This window comes from Aeromonas sp. 601039, assembly GCF_049174415.1.
Lineage (GTDB): Bacteria > Pseudomonadota > Gammaproteobacteria > Enterobacterales > Aeromonadaceae > Aeromonas > Aeromonas veronii_A.
Genome location: NZ_JAAKTL010000011.1, coordinates 17,646 through 35,460 on the forward strand (window position 1 = coordinate 17,646; position 17,815 = coordinate 35,460).

17 protein-coding genes and 2 tRNA genes are annotated in these 17,815 nt (G+C 60.6%); 11 read left to right on the forward strand and 8 right to left on the reverse strand.

The window, feature by feature from the left end; all coding sequences use genetic code 11:
- Window positions 1-174 precede the first annotated feature (174 nt).
- Window positions 175-3,612, reverse strand: coding sequence for an ATP-binding protein (locus G5195_RS10865; RefSeq protein WP_421210240.1), 3,438 nt, complete (start codon window positions 3,610-3,612; stop codon window positions 175-177).
- 249 nt (window positions 3,613-3,861) lie between these two features.
- Here G5195_RS10865 and G5195_RS10870 point away from each other — a divergent pair.
- Both G5195_RS10870 and G5195_RS10875 read left to right on the forward strand, forming a co-directional pair.
- Window positions 3,862-3,937, forward strand: a tRNA-Gly gene (locus G5195_RS10870).
- Between the two features lie 57 nt (window positions 3,938-3,994).
- Window positions 3,995-4,068 (forward strand) — tRNA-Cys (locus G5195_RS10875).
- A 50-nt stretch (window positions 4,069-4,118) separates the two neighbouring features.
- On the opposite strand, the gene G5195_RS10880 is transcribed toward G5195_RS10875, so the two are convergent.
- Complete coding sequence (locus G5195_RS10880; protein ID WP_005347702.1) at window positions 4,119-4,412, reverse strand: hypothetical protein; 294 nt, start codon at window positions 4,410-4,412, stop codon at window positions 4,119-4,121.
- Between the two features lie 213 nt (window positions 4,413-4,625).
- Here G5195_RS10880 and G5195_RS10885 point away from each other — a divergent pair, with 213 nt between their 5' ends.
- From G5195_RS10885 to G5195_RS10920, 8 genes are all read left to right on the forward strand, one after another.
- The gene (locus tag G5195_RS10885) at window positions 4,626-4,826 is read left to right on the forward strand and encodes a YbfA family protein (RefSeq protein ID WP_005334863.1); all 201 of its coding nucleotides are present in this window, start codon (window positions 4,626-4,628) and stop codon (window positions 4,824-4,826) included.
- Between the two features lie 432 nt (window positions 4,827-5,258).
- The gene (locus G5195_RS10890) at window positions 5,259-5,522 is read left to right on the forward strand and encodes a DUF2282 domain-containing protein (RefSeq protein WP_005334862.1); all 264 of its coding nucleotides are present in this window, start codon (window positions 5,259-5,261) and stop codon (window positions 5,520-5,522) included.
- 72 nt (window positions 5,523-5,594) lie between these two features.
- The gene (locus G5195_RS10895; RefSeq protein ID WP_421236125.1) at window positions 5,595-6,443 is read left to right on the forward strand and encodes a DUF692 domain-containing protein; all 849 of its coding nucleotides are present in this window, start codon (window positions 5,595-5,597) and stop codon (window positions 6,441-6,443) included.
- A complete protein-coding gene (locus G5195_RS10900; protein ID WP_421236126.1) occupies window positions 6,436-7,188 on the forward strand; it encodes a putative DNA-binding domain-containing protein in 753 nt (250 codons plus the stop codon). The genes G5195_RS10895 and G5195_RS10900 overlap by 8 nt, the downstream gene beginning before the upstream one ends.
- Entirely contained in the window at window positions 7,185-7,628 is a 444-nt protein-coding gene (locus G5195_RS10905) for a DoxX family protein (protein ID WP_421236127.1), read from the forward strand. Before G5195_RS10900 ends, G5195_RS10905 begins: the two co-directional genes overlap by 4 nt.
- Before the next feature lie 97 nt (window positions 7,629-7,725).
- The gene (locus G5195_RS10910; RefSeq protein ID WP_421236128.1) at window positions 7,726-8,205 is read left to right on the forward strand and encodes a GNAT family N-acetyltransferase; all 480 of its coding nucleotides are present in this window, start codon (window positions 7,726-7,728) and stop codon (window positions 8,203-8,205) included.
- Window positions 8,206-8,295: 90 nt separating this feature from the next.
- Window positions 8,296-9,597: a methyl-accepting chemotaxis protein gene (locus G5195_RS10915; protein ID WP_421236129.1), complete on the forward strand. Its 1,302-nt coding sequence runs from the start codon at window positions 8,296-8,298 to the stop codon at window positions 9,595-9,597.
- A 180-nt stretch (window positions 9,598-9,777) separates the two neighbouring features.
- On the forward strand, window positions 9,778-10,332 hold the full coding sequence (locus tag G5195_RS10920; protein WP_088868723.1) for a DUF3332 domain-containing protein: 555 nt from the start codon (window positions 9,778-9,780) through the stop codon (window positions 10,330-10,332).
- A 58-nt stretch (window positions 10,333-10,390) separates the two neighbouring features.
- Here the strand turns inward: G5195_RS10920 and G5195_RS10925 are convergent, their stop codons facing one another.
- The 6 genes from G5195_RS10925 to G5195_RS10950 all read right to left on the reverse strand — a co-directional run bounded on the left by G5195_RS10925 (window position 10,391) and on the right by G5195_RS10950 (window position 16,202).
- Complete coding sequence (locus tag G5195_RS10925; protein WP_042054492.1) at window positions 10,391-11,449, reverse strand: FUSC family protein; 1,059 nt, start codon at window positions 11,447-11,449, stop codon at window positions 10,391-10,393.
- Window positions 11,450-11,511: 62 nt separating this feature from the next.
- Window positions 11,512-13,257 (reverse strand): bifunctional molybdopterin-guanine dinucleotide biosynthesis adaptor protein MobB/molybdopterin molybdotransferase MoeA, encoded by a 1,746-nt coding sequence (locus tag G5195_RS10930; RefSeq protein ID WP_421236130.1) that lies wholly within the window; start codon window positions 13,255-13,257, stop codon window positions 11,512-11,514.
- A complete protein-coding gene (gene mobA, locus G5195_RS10935; RefSeq protein ID WP_236342536.1) occupies window positions 13,254-13,898 on the reverse strand; it encodes a molybdenum cofactor guanylyltransferase MobA in 645 nt (214 codons plus the stop codon). Before mobA ends, G5195_RS10930 begins: the two co-directional genes overlap by 4 nt.
- The gene (locus tag G5195_RS10940) at window positions 13,870-14,565 is read right to left on the reverse strand and encodes an energy-coupling factor ABC transporter ATP-binding protein (protein WP_005362120.1); all 696 of its coding nucleotides are present in this window, start codon (window positions 14,563-14,565) and stop codon (window positions 13,870-13,872) included. Before G5195_RS10940 ends, mobA begins: the two co-directional genes overlap by 29 nt.
- 34 nt (window positions 14,566-14,599) lie before the next feature.
- A complete protein-coding gene (locus G5195_RS10945) occupies window positions 14,600-15,301 on the reverse strand; it encodes an ABC transporter permease (protein WP_421236131.1) in 702 nt (233 codons plus the stop codon).
- A gap of 58 nt (window positions 15,302-15,359) precedes the next feature.
- The gene (locus G5195_RS10950) at window positions 15,360-16,202 is read right to left on the reverse strand and encodes a substrate-binding domain-containing protein (RefSeq protein WP_421236132.1); all 843 of its coding nucleotides are present in this window, start codon (window positions 16,200-16,202) and stop codon (window positions 15,360-15,362) included.
- Between the two features lie 254 nt (window positions 16,203-16,456).
- Between G5195_RS10950 and G5195_RS10955 the strand changes: the two genes are divergently transcribed.
- On the forward strand, window positions 16,457-17,812 hold the full coding sequence (locus G5195_RS10955; RefSeq protein ID WP_005353777.1) for a sigma-54-dependent transcriptional regulator: 1,356 nt from the start codon (window positions 16,457-16,459) through the stop codon (window positions 17,810-17,812).
- Window positions 17,813-17,815: the final 3 nt, after the last annotated feature.

Here is a 17,815-nt window from a genome sequence, read left to right on the forward strand (position 1 = left end):
AAAATCATTGGTTTGCGTTATTTGCTTTCGCGTAAAAAGTGGCTGTGAAAATGGCGTATATGACAAATTTGTGAATTGGATCTGCTCTCGTTTTCGGAGTTGTGCGGGGCTTTTTTTTGCGCAAAAAGAAACCAGATTGCCAATTGTGATCCGGCGCCCGTTTAGGGCGCCGTGTCACGGCTTGCGGTTGGCGAGTTGACGCAGGGTCTGGGCGCTGTGCTGCAACTGCTGGCGCTGGTGGTCATTGAGCGGGCAGTGGCCCAGCACATACTCGGTGGTGGCCACAACCGTCTTCCAGCGTGGCGACTTGGGCAGGGTGTCCAGACTCAGGTATTTGTCGAGGGTGCGGGTCTGCGGGCTGGATCTGTCCATATAGACCCGCCACAGCTTGCTCTTCTCTGCCAGCACGATTTTGCCCTTGCCGGTCCCCTGCTGCCAGGCATCCAGGGTGAGCTGCATGGTCTCTACCAGCGCCCGGCGCAGCGGCTCGTCATCCTGCTGGCGAATGAGGTCGTCGGCCAGCGAACGGAACTCGCCACCCAGGCGGCTCAGCTCGCCCAGCAGCTGTTCATCTTCGATGATGGCTTGCCGCGAGAGGTTCTTGAGGGCGTTCTCCAGCGCCATTACCCGGTTCTCATCCTGACGCAGCTCGGTACTCAGGGTGAGGGCGAAAGCAGCCTGTCCTCCGAGCGTGATAGGCAGGGCGCGGGCGTTGAGTACATCTTTTTGCCCGGCCACCAGAAATTCCAGATTGTGTTCCCGCTCGCTGGCAAGGTCGGGCCACTGCTGTTGCAGCGGGGTGGCGAGCCACTCATTGAGGGGTTGCCCCTCCATGGCTTCCGGCTCCTGCCCCAGCAGGCGCGCCAGCACCCGGGAGGCAAACAGCACTGTACCCTGCTCGTCGATAAAGATCATGGGGTCGGCCCCTTCGCCGAGCAGGGCCAGCAGCCGCTGCTGATCCTGATGCAGTCGATCCTGCAGGGTGAGGCGATGTTCGATCTCCTGCTTCAATAGCCGGTTCTCTACCAGCGAGGCGCGTCCTGCCTTGGCTTCCAGCAGTGCCTTGACCCGGGCAAACAGCTCTTCCTTACAGAAGGGTTTGACCAGATAGTCGTTGGCACCGGCCCCGAAGCCCTCCTCGATATCTTTGGGCTGGTTGAGGGCGGTGAGCAGCAGCACCGGCAGCATATCTTTCGGGTGTTGCTGGCGCAGGCGACGGCAGACGTCAAAACCGGAAAGGGTCGGCATCATCACATCGAGCAGGATGAGGTCCACCCGCTCCTCGGCCAGCTTGGCCAGCGCATCGTGGCCGTCACTGCTGGGCAGGATGCGGTAGCCGCAGGGCTGCAGCAGATGGCGCAGGATGTGCAGGTTGATGGGCTCGTCATCCACCACCAGAATGAGCGGAGCATCCTCGGGGGGAGGGGGCAGATCGTCGCTCTCCCAGTCCGGCAGGATCAGCGGTTGCTGGCGCACCAGCTGATGCTCGATCTGGCGGCTGTCGAGAGTCAGATTGGCCGCTTTGCCGGTGGCAAGGGGCAGGGTAAAGGCGAAGGTAGAGCCAACGCTCGGCTCGCTCTCGACGAACAGCTCGCCCCCCATCAGGTGCACCAGCTGGCGGGTGATGGAGAGGCCAAGGCCAGCTCCCTGCTTGCTTACCTCCGGGCTCATCTGCACCAGCGGCTCGAAGATATGTTCCAGATGGTCGGGGGCGATGCCGATGCCGGTATCCGTGACCTTGATGCGCAGGAAGTTGTTCTCGACGATGGCACTGAGCACCACCTTGCCCTGCGGCGTGTACTTGATGGCGTTGCCCACCAGGTTGTAGAGCACCTGTTCGAGTCGTTGCTCGTCGGCCAGCACCGGCGGTAGTTCGGCCGGGCTGATATCCACCAGGGTGAGGGGTTTGGCCTGCACCAGATGCTGGCAGAGGTCCAGCACCAGCCGGATAACCCCCTTGGATGAGACGGGCTGGGAGTGGATCTCCAGCTGGCCGTAGCGCATCTGATGGTAGTCCAGCAGATCGTCCACCAGACGGGCCAGGCCATCGGCGCTCTTGATGATGAGACCGAGCTGCTTTTGCTGCCCTTCGGTCAAATCCTGCTGGCTGGCGAGCATCGACTCGGCCATCCCCTTGATACCGTGAATGGGGGTGCGCAGCTCGTGGGAGGTGTTGGCCAGCAGTTCATCCTTGAGCTTGTCCGCCTGCTGCAGGCTGAGGTTCTGCTTGTGGGTCAGCTTGACCTGCTGTTGCAGCTCCTGGGTCTGCTGTTCGATCAGTTCGATCTTGTCCTTCACCGAGCGCTGCATATGGCGAAACGCCTCGGCCAGCCGGTCGATATCATCGCCGGTGCGCTCGATGGCGATGGGGTGATCCAGCGCGCCGTCGGCCACCTGCTCGGCCGCTTCGGTGAGAGAGCGCAGCGGCGCCGTGATGGAGTGGGATAGCCAGCGGGAGAAGAGGATCAGCAGCAGTACCGAGCCCGCCCCCAGCACAATCACCAGAGTTTCCAGCTGGCGGATCGGGGCATAGGCTTCCCGGGTGGAGATCTCGGCGATAAAGGCCCACTCGGTATCGAACACCTTCACCTGGGTGTAGGCGGCCAGCACCTCGTCATCCTGATAGGAGTGGAACAGCCCGACCCCCTGCTCGCCGGAGAGCGTCTTGGTGATGAGGGGTGTTTGCAGCGGCCGGAAATTGGGGCTGAAGCTGTTCTCGACGCTGAACTCCGGTGCCAGCCAGGCATCGGCGCGCATCCGCTTGTCAGGGCCGATCAGGATGGTCTCGCCGGTCTCGCCCAGCCCCTCCCGCTCCGCCATGATCTGGTTGAGCTTGTCCGGCAGCAGCTCGAAAATCACCACCCCACGCACATAGTCGTACTGCATCACGGGGGCGGCCATGTAGGCGACCACCTGCCCGGTCAGCTCGTTGCGGCCAAAATCGGTGAACTCGAAGATCTGCTGCGGTTTCTGGCCGCCATCGAGGCGGCGTTTGATCTTGGCGAAGGTCTGGCCCAAGCCACTGCCCTGATAAGGTCCGGAGAGCAGATTGGTGGCAAAGTTAGGGTGCTTGGTGACCGAATAGACCACATCACCGTTGAGGTCCACCAGAAAGATGTCGCTGTAGTTGGACTTGCGCACCATGTCGGCATAGCCGCGATGAAAGCGCTGGTGCACCCGGCCATACATCTCGTCGGCGAGGATAAGGGCCGTGATGGAGGGTTCGATCTCCACCTGACTGTCCGGTTTGCGCAGTTGATCCCAAGAGCCTGGCAGATAGCGGGCCTGAGCACGGCTGCGGGCCTCCTGCGGTGTGGTGCCCAACTTCTCGAAGGCGCCGGTAAAGCCATAGAAACGGCCGATACTGTTGCCGGCAAAATCCTGCTGGGAGAAGTTGATGATCTGCTCTTTGAGGTTGTTGAAGTAATCCTCGAGCTGACTCTTCTTGATATTACGAACGGAGACCAGATGGTTGGAGGTCTGGGTGGTGAGATCCTTGCCGTGGCTGTATAGGAAGAAGAGGGTGATGACCAAAAAGGGCACCATGCCCAACATGAAAAAAGCCAGCATTAACTGCGGCCTGAGCCCACGAAGCGTGAAGATCCATTTCATCTTGTGATTTTCAATTGAGAATCCGGTTATTAAGCCGCTCAAGTCTCGAACGAAAGCGTAATCATTTCAACGACTTTATCCCAAATTCGCTTGGTGGGTCACAGCTGGCTGGAGAAAAATGCAGCAAGGCGTTTAAACCCTGAGCAAACAGTCTGCATCAGGGCTTAAATTGCGAAAAAGGGGTTGTGCTGACGCTCGTGGTACGTATAATGCGCCTCGTTGTCAGGCAACTGGCACGAAAGCAGTAACGCGGGAATAGCTCAGTTGGTAGAGCACGACCTTGCCAAGGTCGGGGTCGCGAGTTCGAGTCTCGTTTCCCGCTCCAATATTTCATCGCACCAAAGATGAAACTCACTTTCAAGACAACCAGTCTTGTCAGCATGGCGCGTTAGCAAAGCGGTTATGCAGCGGATTGCAAATCCGTTTAGTCCGGTTCGACTCCGGAACGTGCCTCCATCTTCTCTCTGTTTTCCGTGAATCATCACTCTTCTAGGTGTGAGCTTTGGTCAGTATCCTTGCTGTACCAGTAACTGTTCGCAGCCAGCCTGTTTCCACTCCCGCTCGAGATAGTGGCTCACATCTGCCATGTTTTGCCCCCGATATTGAAACTGCACCTCGGCGCTGTGCTGGTTGAGATCCGCAATACGTTGCTTCAGCGTGCCGCATTGCCACAGGCTGACGGTGGGCACGCCCCGTTCGGCCAGCACGATGGCATCTTCCCGATTCAGTTGCCACTCCTCCAGTTGTGCTCGTGTCAGGGCAACCATCAGCACCAGCAGTGCCACTTCCGGCAGTTTCATGCGTGTCTCCCTAATGCATGTTTTTCCCCTGATAACTGTGGCAAAGCGCACGATTTTCGCAAGTTTGTTAACTGTTGGTTAATGACGTAACCCGTTTTCAGTATTTCTCGTTTTCGACCATTTTTTTATAAAAAAAATGCGTTGGTGATGTAGTAATCCTACATGAAGTGGAGTAATCTTTGCTCAGTGGTCTTACCAGTAAGGAGTTACATCATGTTTCATCCCTTTTCCCTGACTCAGATTATTCTTCGTCGCATTTATGTATTGCTGGTGGGCATTCTGGCTTTCCCCGTGATGCTGTTTCGCAGCGATCGTGCCCGCTTCTACAGCTATCTGCACCGGATCTGGAACAAAACCAGCACCAAACCGGTGTGGCTCAAAATGAGCGAGCGTGGCGAGCGGATTTTCTACTAAACCCCATTCGCACCATGTGCAAAAAGAGACAGCCAAAGCTGTCTCTTTTTTTATCTGCTTGCCGCAACTCCTGGCTCCCCCCCCCCCCCCCCCCCGCTTGTTGATTTCTTGTTTCTTGCAAGTTGCGTCCAGCCCTGCCTGTTGGCGGGGCTTTTTTATGTCTGACGCCTCTCTTTTGATGGAAGCAGTGAAGAAGATTAACGGGATGAAAGCACCATATGGCACTTTTCCCGTTCATTAATGGGTGGTCGTCGAGACATTTTCAATGATGAAATAGCTGTTTAAAATCAATTGATTGAATATTTGTCTTTGGGTTTTTTAACTCTTTTTGTGTTTTTTTGAAAGGGAATATCCCGTTTGCCGGTTCTATTGCAGGTACCCGGTTGCGACAAATCGGGGATATCAGCAACATCCAACGACATCAAAAGGAACATGAATGTTAAAAAAAGCACTGCTATCGCCTCCGCCATGACCGGTCTGCTGGCGCTGGGCGCCCAGTTTATCGCGGCACCAGCAATGGCTGCCGATGAAAAGGAGAAGTGCTACGGCGTGGTCAAGGCCAGCAAAAATGACTGTGCGACCAAGAGCAGCTCCTGCGCCGGTACTGCCAAGGAAGATGCTCAGGGTGATGCCTTTGTGGTGATGCCCAAAGGGCTGTGCGAGAAGCTGGTCGGCGGTTCGCTGCAACCCAAGTAAGAGACATCGGGCAGGGGATGGCCAATGGGTCGCCCCCTGCATCTTCTCTGATTGGCGAAAGCGAGTCTTGCGATGAACCCTTTGATTGGTATCGGATTACGCACTCCCCATTACGATGAGATCCGGCAAACCCTGCCGGCAGTCGGTTGGCTGGAGGTGCATAGTGAAAATTACTTCGAACGGCACAGTCACGGTTTTCAGGTGCTCGCCGAACTGGCGCAGCACTACCCCGTCAGTCTTCACGGCGTTGGCATGTCCCTCGGTTCTGCAGACCCGCTCGATCCGCACCATCTGCAGCAGTTGTCGACACTGGCTGCGGCGATCAAACCGGTACGGATCTCCGAACATCTCAGCTGGGGCAGCATTGGTGGGCGTTACTTCAACGATCTGCTGCCGGTGCCCTATACCCGAGCCTCCCTGCGCAACATGAGCGACAAGATCCAGCAGGTACAACAGACCCTGGGTTGCCGCATGTTGATTGAAAATCCCTCCTCCTATCTGCAACTGCCCGGGGAGATGAGCGAGTGGGAATTTCTGGCCGAGCTGCAGCAGCGCAGCGAGTGCGGCATTCTGCTCGACCTCAATAATCTCTATGTCAGTGCCTTCAATCACGGTTTCTCTTGCGATGAGTATCTGGCGGCGATCGATCTCGCCACCGTCGGGGAGATCCATCTGGCCGGTTATACCGAGAAGCAGCTGCCGGAAGGCTCCCTTTATATCGATACCCACAGCGCCCCTGTGGTGGCGCCGGTCTGGGAACTATATCGCCAGATCTGCCGCAAGCAGGCCATTCCCACCCTGATTGAGTGGGACCTCGAGATCCCGCCGCTGCCGGTCTTGCTGGCAGAGGCGGCGCAGGCCAGTGCCATTCTGGATGAGGCGCGTGCCATGAGTGCACCACGGGAGGTGGCCCATGGCTGAACTGGCACAGCTGCAACAGCACTTTGCCGATGGTCTGCTGGGGGCGCCTGACGCCATTGCCCCTCACATCAGCTCCCGGCTCTTTTCTGCCGAATCGGTGCTGCAGGTCTATCGCAACCACTTCATCCTGAGCCTTGGCGAGGTGCTGGCGAGCAGTTATCCCGCCGTCAAGACCATGGTCGGGGATGACTTTTTTGCAGCGGCGGTCCGTGGCTTCGTATTGGCCGAGCCGCTCAGGGAAGGGAGCGTCATGCACTATGGCGCCGGATTTGGCCAATGGTTGGCCCGCTTGCCAACAACAACCGGACTGCCCTGGCTGGAGGCGCTGGCGCAGTTCGAATGGCAGCTGGAGCGTGCCAGTCTGCTGCCGCTGGAATCACGCTGCTGGCCAGCCGAGCGTCTGGCCGCATTATCGCCGCAACAATGGGAGTGGCTGCGACTCTTGCCAGCCACGGATCTGCTGCTGGTTGCCAGCGATTATCCGGTGCTGGCCCTGTGGCAGATGGCGCTGCACGGTGGTGAAGCGGTGGAGGTGCTTGATGCCCCCGTCTGGCTGGCATTGAAGAAACAGCCGGATTGCCGGGTTGCGCCCTTGCCCCTGACGGCGGGTGAGTGGGCGCTGCTACAGGGATGTCTCGCTGGTACGGCGCTGGTCGATTTGCTTGCGGCCGACCCTGCGGCTAGTGAACATCTCACTCGCCTGATAACCCTTGGTCTGCTGGTGGATATGGAGGTAATGCCATGATGGCAAACAAATGGCTGGCGCTGGCCAGCTCGAGTGGTGATTTGCCGCGCTGGAGCAGTGCCGGTGTGCTGTTGCTGGCGCGGCTGTGGGTCGCGTCGGTCTTTGTCACCTCCGGCTGGCTCAAATTGACGGCGTGGGATTCAACCCTCTATCTGTTTGAATCCGAGTATCAGGTTCCCCTGTTGCCCTGGTTGTGGGCTGCCTATCTGGGTACGGCGACCGAGCTGCTGCTGCCGCTCTTCCTGCTGGCGGGGCTTTTTACTCGCCCGGCCGCCTTGCTGCTGTTTGGCTTCAATATCATGGCGGTGATCTCCTACCCGACCCTCTGGGCGGGTGGCTTTTACGATCACCAGCTGTGGGGCTGGATGCTGCTGACCCTGATCATCTGGGGCGGCGGTGTGCTGAGCCTGGATCACTGGCTGACACGTCGCAGCCATTGATTTATCAGTGATTTCCCCAATGACAAAGAGCGCCACAAGGCGCTCTTTGTCATAATGACGGCCGGCGAAATTTCCCATGAGAGAAAAGGAGCAGCCAATGATTATTCGTCAGGCAAGGGCCGCAGATATTCCCGCACTGGTGGCGCTGCGCATGGAGCTGTTTTGTGAGGTCGGTGAGCTGGTGACGCCGCAGGCAGACCCGGCCTTGTGGCAGGCCACCCTTGACTATTTCACCCGGGCGATGAGTGAAGAGAGTGCTTTATCCTGGCTGGCTGAGGCCGATACGCAAGAGGGCGGCAAACAGATCGTGGCGGCAGGAACGCTGGCATTGTTTGTACGGCCGCCCTATCCCGGCAATCTGGCGGGGATGGAGGGGTATCTGTTCAATATGTATACGCGGCCACAATGGCGCCAGCAGGGGATCGCCACGGCGCTGCTCGATGCCATAACGGCCTTCGCCAGATCGCGTCAGCTGGGCAAGGTGTGGCTCCATGCCAGCGAGCAGGGGCGCCCTCTCTATGAGCGGATCGGCTTTGTCGCCAATCCGGCCTATCTGGAGTGGGACCTGGCACCTTAATCGATGGGCCCCCGTTATCTCTATGGTTTCTCGTCTAAAGTTCATGCAGATGTGACGTAGTTGTAACCAGGTAATAGAGGGGCAGGGCAGATGTTCAACTTCAAACTCAAAGCGGAATTACAAGCGTGTCAAATGCAGTTGGCCCAGGCCCAGGCATTTATTGATGCAGTAAAAGTCGGTGTCGCTACCATCAGTTTCACTCCAAGCGGCGAGATCCTCGAGGCGAACCCGCTGTTTCTGAATGTGGTGGGCTATAGCGAGCAGGAGGTGATTGGTAAACACCACCGGATTTTTTGTGATGCCCACTACGTCCAGTCATCCTCCTACGCCCAGTTTTGGGAACAGCTTCGTCAGGGGCATAGCCACAGTGGCACTTACCAACGCTTTGATAAACAGGGTCGAGAGTTGTGGCTGGAGGCTACCTACTTCCCGGTCAAGGTTGAGGGCAAGGTGGTCAGGGTCGTCAAGATAGCCTCCGATATCACCGAGAGTTATCAGCAGTTGAGTCGTCAGACAGCGATCATCTCGGCACTCGATCGGGCGCTCGCCATTATCGAGTTCACCCCCAAGGGGGAGATTGTGACGGCCAATCAGAATTTCCTCTCCTGCGTCGGTTACTCCCTTTCGCAGCTCAAGGGGCAGCATCACAGGCTGTTTTGCGATGAGAGCTTCTATCGCGAGCAACCCCACTTCTGGGACGATCTGGCCCACGGCCAGCTCAAGTCTGGGCTGTTCAGTCGCCGTGACAGCCACGGCAACGAGATCTGGCTGGAGGCTACCTACAACCCCATCAAGGATGAGAGCGGCAAGGTGGTCAAGGTGATCAAGTTTGCCAGTGAGGTGACAGAGCGGATCAAGCGCGCCCAGGCAGTGAGCGAGGCGGCCAACATAGCCCAGACCATTTCGCAGGAGACCACCCGCTTTGCCGAAACCGGGTCTGAACTGCTGGCGGCATCGGTTGCCATCTCCAGCGCCATTTCCGAACAGGTGAGCCGCACTTCCGGCCTGATTGGCCAGCTCAATGAGCAGTCGAAAAGCATTGAAGCCATCGTATCGACCATCAGCAGTATTGCCGAGCAGACCAATCTGCTGGCCCTGAACGCAGCCATCGAGGCTGCCCGGGCCGGCGATCAGGGGCGCGGCTTTGCGGTGGTGGCCGACGAGGTACGTCAGCTGGCTGCGCGCACCTCCCTCTCGACCGGCGAGATCGCCAGCGTGGTTCAGAAAAACCGCGAACTGACGGCCCAGATCACCGGCAACATCAATGAGGTGGCCACCAGCGCCCAGCGTGGCAAGGCGCAGATCGGCGAGGTGAGTGGCGTGATGGCACAGATCGAGCAGGGTGCCATCAATGTGACCGAGACAGTCTCCAATCTGGCAATCGGCTCCTGACGGTTATGGGTTGTTGAACGAGGCACCGATCGGATGATAATCCCATCGGTGCTTATTTATTGCGCACTTGATATGCCAATCTGAACCCCTCCTGTATCGTCCCGCCATTGTGAATTGTCCTCTTCTGGCCCCTTGATTAGGCTTGCCGCCTCATTTATTTCAGAGCAGGAACAGAACAAGATGGCATTACAACAGAAGGGGCGGGCAATGGCCCTGCTGGTTATGGTCGCGAGCATGGGTCTGGGCGGCTGTATGGGGCAGATGGGGCTTTCCGGCATGGTCACCAAGGGCAACTTGAGCGTGGTGGATAACCGCTACGCTCGTGCCGGGGTCTTTATGCTGCTCTCCCCTGTCTACGGTTTGGCCGCGACCGCTGACCTGTTCGTCTTCAATACCATCGAGTTCTGGTCTGGCAAGAACCCCATCACCGGCAAATCTCCGGCTGTGGTGGACATGAAGGCCAATCCGGTGATCAAGGTGAACCAGCATCTGGATCCGGCCCTCAAGACGGTGCCGTTGGCCATGTTGCCACAAGGGGTGCGCGAGGTGGAGATCAGCTACCCGGACGAGCATACCGCCCAGATGGAGGTGCACTATCTGGATGGCCGCCGCAGCATGATGCGTGGCGAGAAGCGTGGCGAGCTGATGGATATCTACTTCGATGGCCGCTTTGTCTCTACCCTGAGCCGTGCTGAGCTGGAACAGATGAGCGAGAACGCCCGCACGGCGGCCTGATCATCAGTGCCTATGCCGACAGGAACGCCCCGCAACTGCGGGGCGTTTTGCATTGGGCCTAGTCGGGCTGCTTGCGATGGGGCGGGGTGAGGATCAGCCCCAGCAGGCGGCGCAGGTGGGTGAGCTGCTCGGTCAGCTGGACGTTGAGCCAGAGGTAACCATTGATGGCCGCCTCTGCGTTGGGCGGCAGCGATACCTGGGTCGCCACCTCGTGCAGGCGAGCGATGGCGGCATCCGCGCCACGCCCGTCACCGGTTTGCATCATCAGGGCAAGCTGGTTGATCGCCTCCTCGGTGGCCAGATGGCAGGCTTGCAGCGCAGCCGTGCTCTGCATCAGGAAGTGGCTCTCCCGATCGTTCCAGTAGGTGTTGGCCAGCATCTCAAGAGTGCAGAGGGTGTTGCGCATGGTGACCTGCACCGCATCAAACAGGGCGACGCTGTGGCGCGTCTCCTTGGCCGCCGGGGCCAGCAGGGCCCGCAGTTTGCCGGTCTGGGCCAACAGCTGGGAGAGATTGTGCTTGAGGCGTGGGCGCTCCAGCACATTGGGGGAGAGGTGAGTGTGATAGAGCCGCCCCGACTGCTGCAGGATCTGGTGCAGTTGCAGCCGCCAGTGGCTATAGGCCCGCTGGGGATAGATGCTGCAAAAGAGCAGCGCCAGCAGTGAGCCCAGGATCACGTCGGCACTGCGCCACAGCGCCGTCTCTATATCCCCCGGCATGGCCCCCATGGTGACCCCCAGGGTGATGCCGATCAGCAGCCCCACATAGGGGCGCTTGCCGAGGGCCAGATAGCCGCAGAGAAACATGATGCAGCCGCACCAGATCAGGGTGAGTGGCAGGGAGTAGATCTCGAGATAAAGCGCTACCACCCCGCAACTGGCGCCGAAGATGGTGCCCACCACCCGCTGCAGGGCGCGGGAGAGCACATTGCCCCAAAACGAGATGGGGCCCATCACCACCACCAAGGTTATCAGCGGCCAGGTGCTCTCCGGCAGTTTCAGCTCGCGGGTCAGCAGAAAGGTGAGCATAAAGGCGAGCGCAATGCGCAGGCCATGGACGATCCGGTAGCGGCCATAGACCAGCAGATCGAGTCGGGAGAGGGGGGCATCAAGACGCACGGTCTGCCTCCTGTCAGGTGGGTGACGGGGCGCCGTGCATCCGGCCGACGCCCCGTCGGGATTTAGGCCAGTCGTCCCTGCAGGGGATGGATCCAGACCCGCTCGCCAACGGCGATCCCGGGTTGATCCGGTACGATTTCGATCAGGCAGTTGGCCTCGGCCATGGAGCTGAGAATACCCGAGCCCTGTGGCCCTGTGGTGCGCACCCGCAGCTGGCCGTTACGGTCCTGATGAAAGATGCCGCGCAGAAACTCGGTGCGCCCCGGGCGGCTCTTCATCTTCTCGTCTGCCAGTGCCGAGAGGCGCAGCGGCTGCCACCGCTTGCCTTGCAAGCGGGCGATGGCGGGCTCGACAAACTGCAGCACGCAGATCATCGCCGCTACCGGATTACCCGGCAGGCCGAAGAAGGGGGTCTGCCCCAGCTTGCCAAAGGCGAGCGGGCGGCCCGGACGCATCTGGATGCGCCAGAAATCGATCTGGCCGAGCTCCGCCAGCACCAGCTTGATAAAGTCGGCGTTGCCTACCGAGACCCCGCCCGAGCTCAGCACCAGATCGGCGCTGGCGGCGGCCTGCTCCAGCTGCTGGCGCAGAATGGTCTTGTCATCGGGAATGATGCCAAGGTCCATCACCTCGCAACCGGCGGCGCGGATAAGGGCCATCAGGGTGAAGCGATTGCTGTCGAAGATATGGCCGGGGGCGAGCTGCTCGCCCGGTGCCTGCACCTCGTCACCGGTACTGAACAGCGCCACTTTCAGCGGGGTGCGCACAGTGAGACTGGCTTGACCGAGTGATGCTGCCAGCCCCAGCTGGGGGGCACCAAGCCAGGTACCGGCCGGGATGGCGACCGCGCCTTTGGCGAGATCTTCGCCGGCCAGGCGCACATTCTGTCCCGCCCGGATCGGGGCGGTGACCGTGACACACTCACCGTCAATCAGCGTCTCTTCCCGCATCACCACGGTATCTACCCCGGGGGGCAGCGGAGCGCCGGTCATGATCTGCACCGCCTGACCGGCCAGCACAGGCTCGTGGCGCTGCTGGCCCGCTAGCACTTCCCCCACCAGTTGCCAGCGACCGGCGGCGAGATCGTCGCTGCGAAGGCCAATGCCATCCATCGCCGAGTTGGCGTGGGGTGGCACATTGATGGGGCTTATCAGATCCCTTGCCAGCACGGCGCCGTGGCACTGGGCCAGCGGTTTGTCGCTGCAGGCAGTGCTCGGGGTGAGGGCCGCCAGAATGGCGTTGCGGGCCGCCTCGACCGAGAGAAAGCCCTTGCCCGCCTCTGGCTCCTTGCTCTGGCAGCCGTCAAGCCAGCGGCAGACGAAGTCGGCGATAGCCGCCAGATCGTTGATATCGAGTTGCGGCAGGGTGGTCTCTGCGGGCTGATCGCTGGCTAGCGCGATGATGTCACTGTCTTCGGGGAAGAGCAGCGGCTTGCCAATCTCGGCGCGGTGCAGCTCGATTTTCGGGAAGTGCTCGTGCTTGAACCCCTCGACCAAGAGCAGGTCGAGCTCTGTCTGATCGAAGCTGGCCAGCAGCTGGCGAAAATCGGCTTCGGCCAGCTCGGTTTCAATGATGCGAGCATGACGGCGGCGGGAAGCCACCATCATCTGCTGGGCACCCGCCTTGCGCAGGCGATAGCTGTCCTTGCCCGGCTGGTCGATATCAAAGTCGTGGTGGGCGTGCTTGAGCACCCCAATGCGCAGGCCGCGATCCACCAGCAGGGGGATCAACTGCTCCAGCAAGGTGGTCTTGCCGGTGCCGCTCCAGGCGGCGAAGCCGAGCAGGGGAAGAGTGGGGGCCGGGGTCATGAGGTGACTCCTTGTTGGGGGTCGATAGCCGGGGCAAGCAGACGGGCCTCGTAGGCGGCCAGCTCGGCAGGGCTATTGAGATTGATAAAGGCATCCGGCTGATCGGCAAAGCTCACCACCGCCATATTGTGGCGGGCAAACCAGATATCGATTTTGCGCTCCCCCTCTACCAGTGCGGCGGTGAGGGAGGGGAGCAGGGATTTGTGCAGCAGGGCCACCACGGGTTGCAGCCAGTCGCCGTCGTGGGCCACTACCAGCTCGGTATCCGGGGTCAGGGCGGCGCGAAAGCGGCTCATCAGATCCAGCGGCAGGGCGGGGCCATCGCAGGGGACAAACAGCACCCAGTCGTGACGGGCGGCGGCAAGGCCAGCCTGCATGCCCGCCAGCGGGCCGAGATAGTCGTTGTTGTCATCGCTGATGACCGGGGCCAGCGCCTGATAGCGGGCCTGACTGCGGTTGGCGTTGATCAGCACCTCATCCACCTGGGGGCGCAGCCGTGCCAGAACGTGGTCGATAAGAGGGCGTCCCGCCAGTGCTACCCATCCCTTGTCTTCGCCTCCCATCCGGGTGGCGCGGCCTCCTGCCAGGATCACTGCTGATACGGCAACGGGATCAGAGTGGCTGTCGCTTTTTGAAGTCATGTCGCTCGATGATTTTTAAAGGGGTCGTCTCTTGCAGCTGGCCACGGGCGAGGGTCCATTGCCGCTCGCACAGGTCGGTCAGGGCGTTGCTCTGGTGGCTGATGACGACCAGGCCGCTGCCATGTTCCCGCAGATCTTGCGCCAATGCGGCCATCAGGGCAACCGAATGTGTGTCCAGATTGGCGGTGGGCTCATCCATCAGCAGAAAGGCAGGTTGCAGCGCCCAGGCACGGGCCATCGCCAGCCGTTGCCGTTCGCCACCGGACAAAATGCTGATGTGCTCCCGCGCCAGCCCCTCCAGCTCGACCCGGCGCAGCGCCTCGAACACCCGGATCTCGCTGCCGAGTTGTTTATCGAGCGCCCAGGCCACGTTGTCGTGCACTGTGCGATCGAACAGATAGGGGGTCTGGTGCAGATAGGTGACCCGGCCCGGCCCCAGATCCCGCTTGAGCAGCCGGTTGAGCCGCTGTTGCCAGCGCCCCGGCAGATTGGTGTGACCGCGGGTGGGTGCCAGCAGCCCCGCCAGGATTTTGAGCAGAGTGGTCTTGCCCACCCCGTTGGCTCCATGCAGCCAGATGGCATCCCCCGGTGCGATGGCGAGCCGGTCAATCTCGAACAGCTGGCGCTCGCCAAAGCGCATCGTCAGCTGGTGGGCGGTCAGGGCCATGGGGTACTCCTGTTGATACACAGTGGGGGCATGGTCAGTTCTTCAGATAGCTGTGGCCGCGACACGCCGTCAGCAGCAGGTTGAGCAAGAGGGCGAGGGTGAGCAGCACTATGCCGAGGGCCACCCCCTGGGTGAAGGCCCCTTTCTGGGTTTCCAGCGCGATGGCGGTGGGGATATTGCGGGTAAAGTGCAGGATATTGCCCCCCACCATCATGGAGCAGCCCACCTCTGTGACGATACGGCTGAAGGCGCCGATGATGGCGGCCAGCAGGCCAAAGCGGCACTCGTGCATCAGGCCGATCAGCGCCTTGGGCCAGGAGACCCCGAGGGTTAGGGCGGTCTCCCAGGCGCGCCGGTCGCTCTGGACAAACGCCGCGTGAGCCATGGTGGCGATCACCGGGAAGGCGATCAGCATCTGCCCCACTACCATCGCCTGCTGGGTAAAGAGCAGCTTCCAGTCGCCAAAGGGGCCGGCCCGCGACAGCAGCATGTAGAGCAAGAGGCCGATCACCACGGTCGGCACCGATTGCAGGGTATTGATGCAGGAGAGCCAGAGCCAGCGGCCGGGCAGCGGCAGATAGGCCAAGGCAAAGCCCAGCAGCAAGGCGGGCAGCAGCACCAGCAGCAGGGCGATGCAGGAGACGGAGAAGGAGACCCCCACCACCTGCCACAGTTCGGTGTCACCACTGAACAGCAGGGTGAGGGCAGCCAACGTAGTATCGAGCAGGGTCGGCATCAGGCGCCTCCCTCAGCGAACCGGGGGAGGGCCATCAAGATCATCGCAGGGGTTGCCATTATTTCCCGTTGGCATCCGCTACAAACAGCGCCTGACCGGCTACCTTGAAGTCGCCGATCAGCTTCTGGCCATGCTCGGAGACCAACCAGTTCTTCAGGGTGCGGGCCCCTTCGGTGTTGAGATCCGGGTAGCGCTTGGGGTTGACCAGGATCACCTGATAGGGGTTGAACAGGCGCTTGTCACCCTCCAGCAGTACGGCGAGATCCAGCTTGCTCTGGTAGGCGAGCCAGGTGCCGCGGTCGGTCAGGGTGTAGGCACCCAGCTCCGAGGCCATGGTCAGGGTCGGCCCCATCCCCTGGCCGATGGATTTGTAACCGGCAAACTCGGGTTTGACGTCAGCGGCCTGCCACAGGGTCTTCTCCTTGATGTGGGTACCGGACTCGTCACCGCGGGAAATAAAGGTCTGGCCCTGCTCCTTGATGGCTTGCAGCCCCTTGGCCGCGTCGTGCAGTTTGCCGAGCCCCGCCGGATCTTTCGCCGGGCCGACGATGACGAAGTCGTTGTACATCAGGTGCACCGGCTCGATGCCAAAGCCCGCATCAACGAACTTCTTCTCGGCAGACGGTGCGTGGGTCATCACCAGATCCGCGTCGCCGTTCTCGCCCATCTTCAGGCTCTGGCCGGTACCGGCCGCCATCACCTGCACCGGATAACCGGTCTCCTTGGTGAACTGAGGCAGCAACCAGCCCAGCAGACCGGACTGCTCGGTGCTGGTGGTGGTGGCGAGGCGGATCGGCGCTTTTGCGGCATTAGTATCCGCTTCGGCGTGGGCAGCACCGGCGATCAGCAGGCTGGTGGCGAGGGAGAGGGCAAAACGTTTGAGGCTGGTTTTTATCGTCATCGTGATGCAACTTTTTCAGGGTGGCTGAGGAGAGGGCAAGAGTAAGCAAGCAGGGTGCCAAACCGTTCCTTTGCCGCTGTATTCACGGTTTGCCGTTTAAAAACAGAAGCTTATTAGAATCAATTAGGTGAGCTTGTTATCGCTTTTAATAATTGGTGTTGGTGCTTTTGATACGGTAAGGACAAAATGTCCCACTAAGGTTCCGGTTATCGGGACATTCACCGACCGTACGTGCATCCGAGGTACTTTTTTCCATGACACTCCCTCCCAGCCGCTGGTCTGCCCTCTCCCTGCTTATCGTTGACGATGAGCCCGGCATGCGCAGCTTTCTGGCCAAGGCGCTGGCCAAGCGCTTCGCCCAGATTGAGACTGCCGCCAGCGTGGAGGAGGCGGAAGCCCTGCGCTGCCGCCTTCACTTCGACCTTATCATTGCCGACATCCGGCTGCCTGGGCGCTCCGGCATCGAATGGCACGAGGCCATCGACCCGGCCACTCGCCGCAGCGACATCATCTTCATGACCGGTTTTGGCGATATGGAGACCGCCCTCAAGGCGCTGCGCCTCGGTGCCAGCGACTTTATCCTCAAGCCCTTCAACCTCGATCAGATGGTGCAGGCGGTGGACAGAGTCATCGAGCGCCGCCAGATGGAGCGGGAGAACCTGCTGCTGCGCCGGGAGGTGAGCAAGCTGTTCCCGCCCACCCTGATTGGCGACAGTGCCAAGACCCGCGAGCTCAAGACGCTCATCGCCAGAGTGGCCCCCTCCAACGCCGCCGTACTGGTGGAGGGGGAGTCCGGCACCGGCAAGGAGCTGGTGGCCCGCGCCCTGCATCAACTCTCTGGCCGGATGGGGGCCTTTGTGCCCCTCAACTGCGCCTCCATCGCACCGGAGCTTTTGGAAAGCGAGCTGTTTGGCCACGTACAGGGGGCCTTTACCGGCGCCCGCAAGGGGCGCGACGGCCTGTTCCGGGTCGCCCATCAGGGCACCCTGTTTCTCGACGAGATCGGCGAAATGCCGCTCGCCATGCAGGCCTCATTGCTACGGGCGCTGGAGCAGAAGGCTATCCGCCCGGTGGGGGCCGAGCGCGAATTGGCGGTGGATGTGCGCATCGTCGCCGCCACCAACCGCAATCTCAAGGCCGAGGTGGAGGCGGGCCGCTTTCGCGAAGATCTCTTCTATCGCCTCAACGTGGTGGCGCTGCCGGTCGCCCCGCTGCGGGAGCGGATCGACGACATCCCCGCGCTGGTGCACCACTTTACCCGCCAGCTCACCGCCGAGATGGGGATGGGCTCCTTGAGCTGGACCCACGAGGATGTGGTGGCGATGCAGGCCTACCCCTGGCCCGGCAACGTGCGGGAGCTGCGCAACCTCATCGAGCGCTGTCTGCTGCTGGGCAAACCTCCGGCGGATTACTGGCAGAGCAGCAAGCTTGCCGAACAGGGGGCGAGCGAGGAGGGCTATCCGCTGGCGTGGCCGCTGGCGGAGGTGGAAAAAGCCCACATCCTGCAAGTAGTGGCGAGCCATGATGGCAACAAGTCGGCCGCCTCCCGGGTGCTCGGGGTGGCGCGCAAGACGCTGGATCGCAAATTCAAGGAGTGGGCCATCGAATGAGGA